This window comes from Pseudoroseomonas cervicalis ATCC 49957, assembly GCF_000164635.1.
GTDB lineage: Bacteria > Pseudomonadota > Alphaproteobacteria > Acetobacterales > Acetobacteraceae > Pseudoroseomonas > Pseudoroseomonas cervicalis.
Window position 1 is genome coordinate 354689 of sequence record NZ_GG770777.1, and the last position, 8510, is coordinate 363198.

Below are 8510 nucleotides of genomic sequence, written 5' to 3' on the forward strand. Positions count from 1 at the left end.
CTGCGGCTGCGCCTGGGCCGGCCAGGCAAGGGCCAGGCACAGGCCGGCGCCCAGGGCAGGCAGGGCCGGGCGGCGAGGCGCCCCTGTCGTGATACGATGCCGCACGTGCCTCTCCACCGCGCCCCGCCTGGAAAATCCGGGGCTTATGCCGAAATTGCCATAGCCATTGCGGCCCGCCAACCAGTTTTCCCGCGTCTTTATTAAGACAATGCCGGAAATATGGACATTGCCGCTCAGGCGTCGCTGGGCACAGGCACCAAGGCCGGGCTGGCGGCGAGGCGGCCGGGCGCCGGCTGCGGTGCCTCCTGGCCGCCCCGCCTCGCCGGGCCGGCGTGGCGCGCGGCGCCGACATGCAGCTCCGCCAACACCGGCAGGTGGTCGGAGGCGATGGCGGCGTCCCGATCCACCCAGCTCCGCCCCAGCAGCTGGGCCGGTCGGCAGAAGATCTCGTCCAGCCGCAGCAGCGGCAGGCGGGCGGGGAAGGTGCGGTGCCGGGTGCGGGCCGGCAGCAGCGGCGCCAGCGCCCGCCAGACCGGGCCGCCCCAGCTCCAGTCGTTGAAGTCACCCATCACCACAACCGGCCCTGGCATGCCGCGCACCAGCGCGGCCATGCGGCGCGCCTGCTGCCCGCGCTCGCGCCAGCGCAGGCCGAGATGCGCCGCGACCACGCCAAGGCTGGCGCCACCCGGCATGCGCAGCCGCGCCGCGATGGCCTGGCGCGGCTCGCGCCCCTCCACCGAGAGATCATGCGTGTCCGCCTCCTGAAAAGGCCAGCGGCTGAGCAGCATGTGGCCATAGGCACCCTCGCCGCCGCGCATCGTCTCGGCGGCGATGGCGTGGCCGCCAAAGGCTTCGCGCAACGTGTCGAAGGCGCAGGCGCTGCGGCCGCAGGGGCGGGAATCGATCTCCTGCACCGCCAGCAGGTCCGGGCGGTGCCGGCGGATCAGCCCCAGCACGCGCCCGAGATCGTAGCGGCCATCGCCACCGATCCCGGCATGGATGTTCCAGCTCATCGCCCGCAGGATCACGCCGTGGCCTCCGCCTGGTTCTGGCGGCGGCGGAACCAGGCGACCAGGCTCTGCAGCCCCCAGGACAGCCCGCCCCAGGCCAGCAGCATGACCACGAAGCCCAGGATGTCGGTGGCCGAGGGATCGGTCATGATGCGCAGCAGCCGGTCGCCCAGCGCCGTCATCAGCACCAGCCCCGGCGCCAGCCCCAGCGCCGTGCCCACCATGTAGTCGAGCAGCGGGATGCGGATGGCGCCGGCCACCAGGTTGACCAGGGTGAAGGGGGCCACCGGCATCAGCCGCACCATGGTCACCGCCATGATGCCGTTGCGGGATATGGCGCGGCTGATGCGGTTGATGCGCGGCCCCACCAGCTTGCGCAGCATGCCGGTGCCGACCTTGCGGCCGACCAGATAGGTCAGGAAGGCGCTGACCATGGCGCCCACCGCCGCGTAGAGCAGCCCGGGCCAGAGGCCGAAGGCGGCCGCCGTGGCGATGATCAGCACGTTCACCGGGAAGGCGATCAGCCCCAGCACCATGAACAGGGTCAGCGCCAGCACCGGCCCCCAGGCGCCATTGGCGTTCTGCATGGAGGCGCTGAAAGTTTCCGGGTTCAGCAGGTTGGACAGCGGCGTGTAGTGCCAGGCCAGGCCCAGCAGGGCGATCGGCGCCGCCACCAGCAGGATGCGCAGCCACAGCGGCATGCCGTGCGGCGTGCCATCCTCGGCGGTGAAATCGGCCAGCAGGATGGCCGAGCCCAGGGCGCGCGCCGGGTCGGCCACCGCCTCGATCGGCGGCAGGGCCTCGCCCTCGGCCAGACGGCCATCCTGGATCGGCAGCAGCTGGTGGCTGCCGCCGCGCAGCGCGTCCAGCGCCGCGAAGAGCGCGCCATCGCGCCGCGCCTCCTCCACGCGCTGCGGCGTGGCGCCGAGATGCTCGGCCAGCAGGCGGTTCTGCACGGCGCGGATGGCGGTGCGGGTGGCGGCGTCGCGCGCCTCCACCACCAGGTCGCATTCGCTGTCCGTGCCCATGGAGCGGTTGCACAGATTGGCCGAGCCGACCCGCAGCAGCCGGTCATCCACGATCATCAGCTTGGCATGCACCATGACATCGGCCTGGTGGCCGCGGCCCTTGCCGGATTGCGGGTAGAGCAGCCGCACGCGGTCCTCCAGCCCGGCCTCGCGCAGCACCTCCATGAAGCGGATGCGCCCCGCCAGCATGGTGCGGTGCTCCAGCCAGGTGTGGTGCGTGCGGGGCCCGAGGATCACCACCTCCAGCGCCGGCTTCTCGCGCAGCCGCTCGGCCAGGCGCTGGGCCAGGCCGAGATGGGTGAGGAACTGGTTCTCGATGTAGAGGCTGCGCTCGGCGCTGCCGATCATGTCCTCGAACAGCCGCTCGACCTCGCGGATCTCGGGCTGGCCCTCGAAACTGCCCTCGGTGCGGGCGATGCCGATCTCGACCTGCTGGAAGTCGGGGGTGACATGGCGCGGCCAGAGATCGGGCGCCGCCTCGGGGCGCGGCTCCAGCGGCGGCAGGTCCTCGCAGGCCGCGCGCGCCCAGCGGCTGCGGAAGATCTCCCCCAGTGAGGCGGCGGCCTCGCCATCGACCATCATCTGGATGTCGTGGAAGGGGGGATAGCCCTCGTCGCGCGGGTCGACGCGGTGCGGGTTGTCCGGCTTGTGCTCCGGCGTGTCCCAGCGGCGGATGGTCAGGTCCAGCCCGCCGGAGAAGCCCAGCGCATCGTCCACCACGGCGATCTTCTGGTGGTGCGAGGCGCCGAAGGCCACGTCATTGTCCAGGCACAGCTCGATCTGCTGCGGCGTGTTCCATTGCAGCCTGAGCGCCGGCAGCAGCTCGCGCTCCATGGCGTAGAGCATGGAATAGTCCCACAGCAGCAGCTTGACCTTGAGCTGCGGCCGGCGCTCCACCAGGGCGGCCAGGAAGGGGCCCAGGGTGGCGGGCAGGCCGTCGCGCGGCTCGCCCTCCGGCCCGACCAGGGGGGTGCGGCTGTCGATGTCCCAGCCGGCGATCAGGATGGTCTCCCGCGCCCGCTTCATCGCCTCGCGCAGCGCGCCATAGTAGTTGGCGGCATCCACCAGCACGGCGGCGCGACGGGCCGGCGCCAGGCGCCAGACATTGCGTCCGGGCTGCAGCAGCGGCGCCGGCGGCGCGCCCGTCTCCGGGCCAGGGTGCGGCGTCGTCGGCCGGGGGGCGTCCTGCCCGGCGGGGCGGGCCGTGGTGGGGTCGGCGATCTGGGGCATCACCCCGCTGCAACGCGGCAGGGCGGGGATGGTGTCAGCCCGGCGGGGGCAGGCTCACGGGAAAATTGTCCAGCAGCCGCACATCGCCCAGCCGTGCCGCCACGATCAGCCGGGCCGGCCCCTGGCCGCCCTGCGGCCAGGGCCGCAGGCTGTGCGGCTCGACCAGGGCCAGGTAGTCGGGGGCGAAGCCGCCCCGGCGCAGCTCGTCCTGGGCCGCCGCCAAGGCCGGGGCAGGGGGCTCGCCGGCGGAGAGGGCCTCCGCCAGCCGCCCCAGCACCGCCGGCAGCAGGGCCGCGGCGGCGCGCTCCGCCGGGCTCAGCCGCTGGTTGCGGGAGGACATGGCCAGCCCGTCGGCGTCGCGCACCGTGGGCAGGCCGATGATCGCCACCGGCAGGTGCAGGTCGGCGACCGTCCGGCGGATCACCTGCAACTGCTGCCAGTCCTTCTCCCCGAACACGGCGACATCGGCGCGGCACATCAGGAACAGCTTGGTGCAGACGGTCGCGACACCGCGGAAATGGCCGGGGCGGGCGGCGCCCTCCCAGCCCTCGGCGGGGCCGGAGGGCTCGATGCGGGTGGCCTCGCCCTGCGGGTAGAGCACCGGCGGCGTGGGCAGGAAGGCCAGGTCGCAGCCGGCCCGGCGCAGCTTCTCCAGGTCGCCGGCCTCGTCGCGCGGATAGCGGTCGAGATCCTCCTGGGGGCCGAATTGCAGCGGGTTGACGAAGATCGAGACCACCACCCTGGAGGCATGCCGCCGCGCCTCGGCGACCAGCGCCAGATGCCCGTCATGCAGCGCGCCCATGGTGGGGACGAGGGCGATGCGCTGGCCATCCCGCCGCCAGTCGCCGACCGCCCCGCTCAGCCCGGCCAGGTCCCGCTCGATCCGCATGCGCCGCTCTCCCTCGATGCTGCAAGGCCCCTCCTGCCGCCAAGCCCGCGCCGGCGCAACCCGGCGCGGCATCATGGCTTGACGGCGCGCGCCCCGCGCGGGATCACCCGGCGGCCAGGCCCGAAAGGTGTTTTCGATGCAGCGTGTCTTCTCCGGGATCCAGCCCTCCGGCATTCCGACCCTTGGCAACTACCTGGGCGCCATCCGCAACTGGGTGCCCATGATGGCCGATCATGAGTGCATCTATTGCGTGGTGGACCAGCACGCCATCACGGTCTGGCAGGACCCGAAGGAGCTGGCGCGCCAGACGCGGGAGATGGCCGCCGCCCTGATCGCCTGCGGCGTGACGCCGGACAAGTGCACCCTGTTCGTGCAGAGCCATGTGCCGGCGCACACCCGCCTGGCCTGGATCTTCAACTGCGTGGCGCGCATCGGCTGGCTGAACCGGATGACCCAGTTCAAGGACAAGGCCGGCAAGGACCGCGAGAATGCGGGCGCCGGCCTCTATGTCTATCCGAACCTGATGGCGGCCGACATCCATGCCTATCACGCGACGCGCGTGCCGGTGGGCGAGGACCAGAAGCAGCACCTGGAGCTGGCCAACGACATCGCCCAGAAGTTCAACCACGATTACGGCGTGGATTTCTTCCCGAACATCGAGCCGATGATCCAGGGCGTCGCCGCGCGGGTGATGTCGCTGCGCGACGGCACGCGGAAGATGAGCAAGTCGGACCCGTCGGACCAGTCGCGCATCAACCTGACGGATGACGCGGATGCCATCGCCCTGAAGATCCGGCGCGCCAAGACCGACCCCGAGCCGCTGCCGGGCGAGGCGGCGGGGCTGGAAGGCCGGCCGGAGGCGCGCAACCTGGTGGGCATCCTGGCCGCCATCACCGGCGTGACGCCGGCCGAGGTGCTGCGCCAGCACGAGGGCCAGGGCTTCGGCAGCTTCAAGACCGTGCTGACCGACGCGCTGGTGGCGCATCTGGGCCCGATCCAGGCCGAGATGCAGCGCCTGCTGGACGATCCGGCGGCGGTCGATGCCGAGCTGCGCAAGGGTTCCGACAAGGCCTCGGCCATTGCCGAGCCGATCGTCAACCGGGCCGAGGAGCTGGTGGGCTTCCTGCCCCGCCGCTGAGCGGGAGGGGGCTGGCAGAAAGGCTCTGTTCACTTCCGGGCAGTAATCTGTGCCGGGGCCTTGTGAGGGTCCTCCGCCACAGGGTCGGGCCGTGTCCAGGATGGCGCCGCCAGCCTGACGCGCTGCTGCCACCGAGGAACCCCGATGTCGGTCTTCATGCCCCCGCCTGTGGATGAGCGGCGCCGGATGGAGGCGCTGCTCTCCCTCAACCTGATCGACACCCCGCCCAGCGAGAGCTACGACCGCATCACCCGGCTCGCCGGGCGGCTGCTGGACGCGCCGGTCGCTGCCGTCTCGCTGACCGATGCCAACCGGCAATGGTTCAAATCCGCCCTCGGCGTCGACCATCGCGAGATCCCGCGGCACCAGGCGCCCTGCGCCGTGGTCAGCGCCACGCGGCAGATGCTGGTGGTGCCGGACCTCGCCACCGATCCGCGCTTCATCGGCAGCCCGCTGGCGCTCGCCGGGGTGCGCTTCTACGCCGGCGCGCCGCTGGTGACGCGGGATGGCCACGGGCTCGGCGCCATGTGCGTGCTGGACATGGTGCCGCGCCAGGTGAGCGAGGCCGAGTTGCAGCCGCTGCACGATCTGGCCGCCATGGTGATGTCCCAGGTCGAGCTGGAGCACGCCTTCGGCCGCATCGACCCGGTGAGCGGCCTGCCCAACCGGCTGCAATTCATCGATGAATTCGCCGCCCGCGGCCCGGCGCGCGGCGAGGGGGCGGCGCTGGTGGTGGATCTGTCGCATTCCAGCCAGCTCGGCCAGGCGGTCGCCAGCCTCGGCCCGGCCTATGTCGAGGCGCTGGCGCGGCACGCCGCCGGGGTGCTGCGCGCCGCGCTGCCGCGGCATGGCGGGCTCTACCAGACCGGCAGCAGCGCCTTCCTCGCCCTGCTCGAGCGCGAGGGCGGGGCGGGCTGGCAGGCCGGCCTCGCCGCGCTGGAGGCGGCCTTCCGCGTCCCCGTGCCCTTTGGCGAGGTGCCGGTCACCGCCACCCCGGTCTTCGGCATCGCCGAGTTCGGCGCGGCGGAGCGCGATGCCGAGCCCCTGCTGCGCGCCGCCGCCTGCGCGGCGGAGGAGGCCCGCGCCGCCGGCGAGGGCGCCAGACTCTACAACGCCGCGAGCGAGGCCCGCAGCCAGCGCCGCCTGCGCCTGCTGACCGACATGGTGCCGGCGCTGCAGGCGGAGGACCAGCTCTCCCTCGTGTTCCAGCCCCGCATCGACACCGCCGATGGAAGCTGCCTGGGCGCCGAGGCGCTGCTGCGCTGGCACCACCCGGCGCTGGGGCCTGTCTCGCCCGGCGAGTTCATCCCGCTGGTCGAGCAGACGGCGCTGACCCGGCCGGTGACGCGCTGGGTGATCGAGCGTGCCGCCACCCAGCTGGCCGCGCTGCGGCGGGACGGGATCGGTCTGCGCATTTCGGTCAATGTCTCGGCGCTGAATCTGGCCGAGCCGGATTTCGCCGAGCACCTGCTGGACAGCCTCTCCCGCCACGGGCTGGCGCCGCAGGCGGTGGAACTGGAATTCACCGAGAGCGCGCTGCTGCGCAATGGCGAGGCCACCTTCGCCCAGCTGCGGGCGCTGCGGGCCCTGGGCATGGATGTCGCCATCGACGATTTCGGCACCGGCTACAGCAGCCTGTCCTATCTGCAGACCCTGCCGGCCAACATCGTCAAGCTGGACCAGTCCTTCATCCGCCGGCTGTCGAGCAATGCGCGGGACCAGCGGCTGGTCGCGGCGATGATCCAGCTGGCGCACGACCTCGGCCACCGTGTCGTGGCCGAGGGGGTGGAGGACCAGGCGGCGCTGGACTTCCTCGCCGCCCGTGGCTGCGAGGAGGCGCAGGGCTATCTGATCGCGCGGCCAATGCCGGAGGCCGCGCTGCGCGCCTGGCTGGCGGCGCGCGGCGCTCTCGACGGAAGCCGTCCGACGGGCAGCGCCAGCTGAGGCGCGTCCAGACGTCCGGCGGAGCCGGCCGCCACCGGACAAGACTCAGGCGGGCAGCAGCAGCGTCGCCGCCGCCTGGGCGGCGATCCCCTCGCCGCGCCCGGTGAAGCCCAGCCGCTCGGTCGTCGTCGCCTTGACCGAGACGCGCGTCACGGGAATGTCCATCAGCTCCGCCAGCCGCGCCCGCATGGCATCGGCATGCGGGCCGATCTTCGGCCGCTCGCAGATCAGCGTCACATCGGCGTGGGTGATGATGCCGCCGCGCGCCGCGACGCGCCCGGCGGCGTGGCGCAGGAAGCGGGCGCTGTCGGCATCCTTCCATTCGGCCTCGCTGGGCGGGAAGTGGCGGCCGATATCGCCCTCGGCCAGCGCGCCATAGATCGCGTCGCACAGCGCGTGCAGCCCGACATCGGCGTCCGAATGCCCGTCCAGCCCCAGCGGGTGCGAGATGGTGACGCCGCACAGGATCAGCGGGCGACCCTCCACCAGCCGGTGCACGTCGAAGCCGGTGCCCATGGCGGGCAGGAAGCGCGGCAGCAGGGCGGCCTCGGCGCGGGCCAGATCCTCGGGATAGGTCACTTTCAGGTTGCTCTCCGATCCGGGCAGCAGCGCCACCGGCAGGCCCATCGCCTCCAGCACCGCGGCATCGTCGGTGACCTCTTCGCGCAGGGCGCGGTGCGCGTCCAGCAGCGTGGCGTAGCGGAAGGCCTGCGGCGTCTGCGCGCGATACAGCCCGGCGCGCGGCACGGTGCGCAGGATGCGCCCGGCCTCGCCGGATTTCAGCGTGTCGCTGACCGGCTGGGCCGGGATGGCGCCCGGGCTTTCCTCGAGCGCCGCCAGCAGGGCCGGGATGGTGCCGCGCCCGACCAGGGGCCGCGCCCCGTCATGCACCAGGACGAGGTCGGGCGGGTCGGCGGCCAGCGCCTCCAGCCCCGCCCGCACGCTGGCCTGGCGGGTGGCGCCGCCGGTCACCGGCGGCAGGCAGGGCAGGCCGCGCAGCATCTCGGCCACCAGCCCGGCCTCGCCCGCCGGCACCACCGGCAGCAGGGCGTCGACCTGGCCATCGGCCAGCAGGGCATGGGCGGCGTGCAGCAGGACCGGCTGGCCGAGCAGGGAGAGATACTGCTTCGGCCGGTCGGCCCCGAAGCGGGTGCCGCGGCCGGCGGCCAGCAGGAGGGCAATCACGCGCATGGCGCGGAACCTAGGGGCAAACGCCGCCGAGCGGGAGGGCCTGCGCCGCCGCCGGCCGGCGCTCAGGCGCGGACCGGGCG

The 8510-nt window shown here is 73.0% G+C and carries 6 protein-coding genes; 2 read left to right on the top strand and 4 right to left on the bottom strand.

Annotation, left to right across the window (positions count from 1 at the left end):
• Positions 1 to 233 precede the first annotated feature (233 nt).
• From HMPREF0731_RS01520 to panC, 3 genes are read right to left on the bottom strand one after another with little or no spacing between them, the layout of a single operon-like run.
• Positions 234 to 1028, bottom strand: coding sequence for an endonuclease/exonuclease/phosphatase family protein (locus HMPREF0731_RS01520; protein WP_007002224.1), 795 nt, complete (start codon positions 1026 to 1028; stop codon positions 234 to 236).
• Positions 1025 to 3268, bottom strand: a complete 2244-nt coding sequence (locus tag HMPREF0731_RS01525; RefSeq protein WP_007002225.1) for a VTT domain-containing protein — start codon at positions 3266 to 3268, stop codon at positions 1025 to 1027. The genes HMPREF0731_RS01520 and HMPREF0731_RS01525 overlap by 4 nt, the downstream gene beginning before the upstream one ends.
• A gap of 34 nt (positions 3269 to 3302) precedes the next feature.
• On the bottom strand, positions 3303 to 4157 hold the full coding sequence (gene panC / locus HMPREF0731_RS01530) for a pantoate--beta-alanine ligase (protein WP_040611831.1): 855 nt from the start codon (positions 4155 to 4157) through the stop codon (positions 3303 to 3305).
• A gap of 136 nt (positions 4158 to 4293) precedes the next feature.
• On the opposite strand from panC, the gene trpS reads away from it, so the two are divergent.
• Both trpS and HMPREF0731_RS01540 read left to right on the top strand, forming a co-directional pair.
• Positions 4294 to 5295 (top strand): tryptophan--tRNA ligase, encoded by a 1002-nt coding sequence (trpS, locus tag HMPREF0731_RS01535; RefSeq protein ID WP_007002227.1) that lies wholly within the window; start codon positions 4294 to 4296, stop codon positions 5293 to 5295.
• Between the two features lie 144 nt (positions 5296 to 5439).
• Positions 5440 to 7239, top strand: coding sequence for a putative bifunctional diguanylate cyclase/phosphodiesterase (locus HMPREF0731_RS01540; RefSeq protein ID WP_007002228.1), 1800 nt, complete (start codon positions 5440 to 5442; stop codon positions 7237 to 7239).
• Between the two features lie 45 nt (positions 7240 to 7284).
• Here HMPREF0731_RS01540 and HMPREF0731_RS01545 read toward each other — a convergent pair whose 3' ends face one another.
• Positions 7285 to 8430, bottom strand: a complete 1146-nt coding sequence (locus HMPREF0731_RS01545; RefSeq protein WP_007002229.1) for a bifunctional 2-C-methyl-D-erythritol 4-phosphate cytidylyltransferase/2-C-methyl-D-erythritol 2,4-cyclodiphosphate synthase — start codon at positions 8428 to 8430, stop codon at positions 7285 to 7287.
• Between the last annotated feature and the right edge of the window lie 80 nt (positions 8431 to 8510).

Coding starts and splice junctions, on each gene's coding strand:
- HMPREF0731_RS01545 (WP_007002229.1), bottom strand. CDS start 8,430: ATGCGCGTGATTGCCCTCCTGCTGGCCGCCGGCCGCGGCACCCGCTTC.
- HMPREF0731_RS01525 (WP_007002225.1), bottom strand. CDS start 3,268: ATGCCCCAGATCGCCGACCCCACCACGGCCCGCCCCGCCGGGCAGGAC.
- trpS (WP_007002227.1), top strand. CDS start 4,294: ATGCAGCGTGTCTTCTCCGGGATCCAGCCCTCCGGCATTCCGACCCTT.
- panC (WP_040611831.1), bottom strand. CDS start 4,157: ATGCGGATCGAGCGGGACCTGGCCGGGCTGAGCGGGGCGGTCGGCGAC.
- HMPREF0731_RS01540 (WP_007002228.1), top strand. CDS start 5,440: ATGTCGGTCTTCATGCCCCCGCCTGTGGATGAGCGGCGCCGGATGGAG.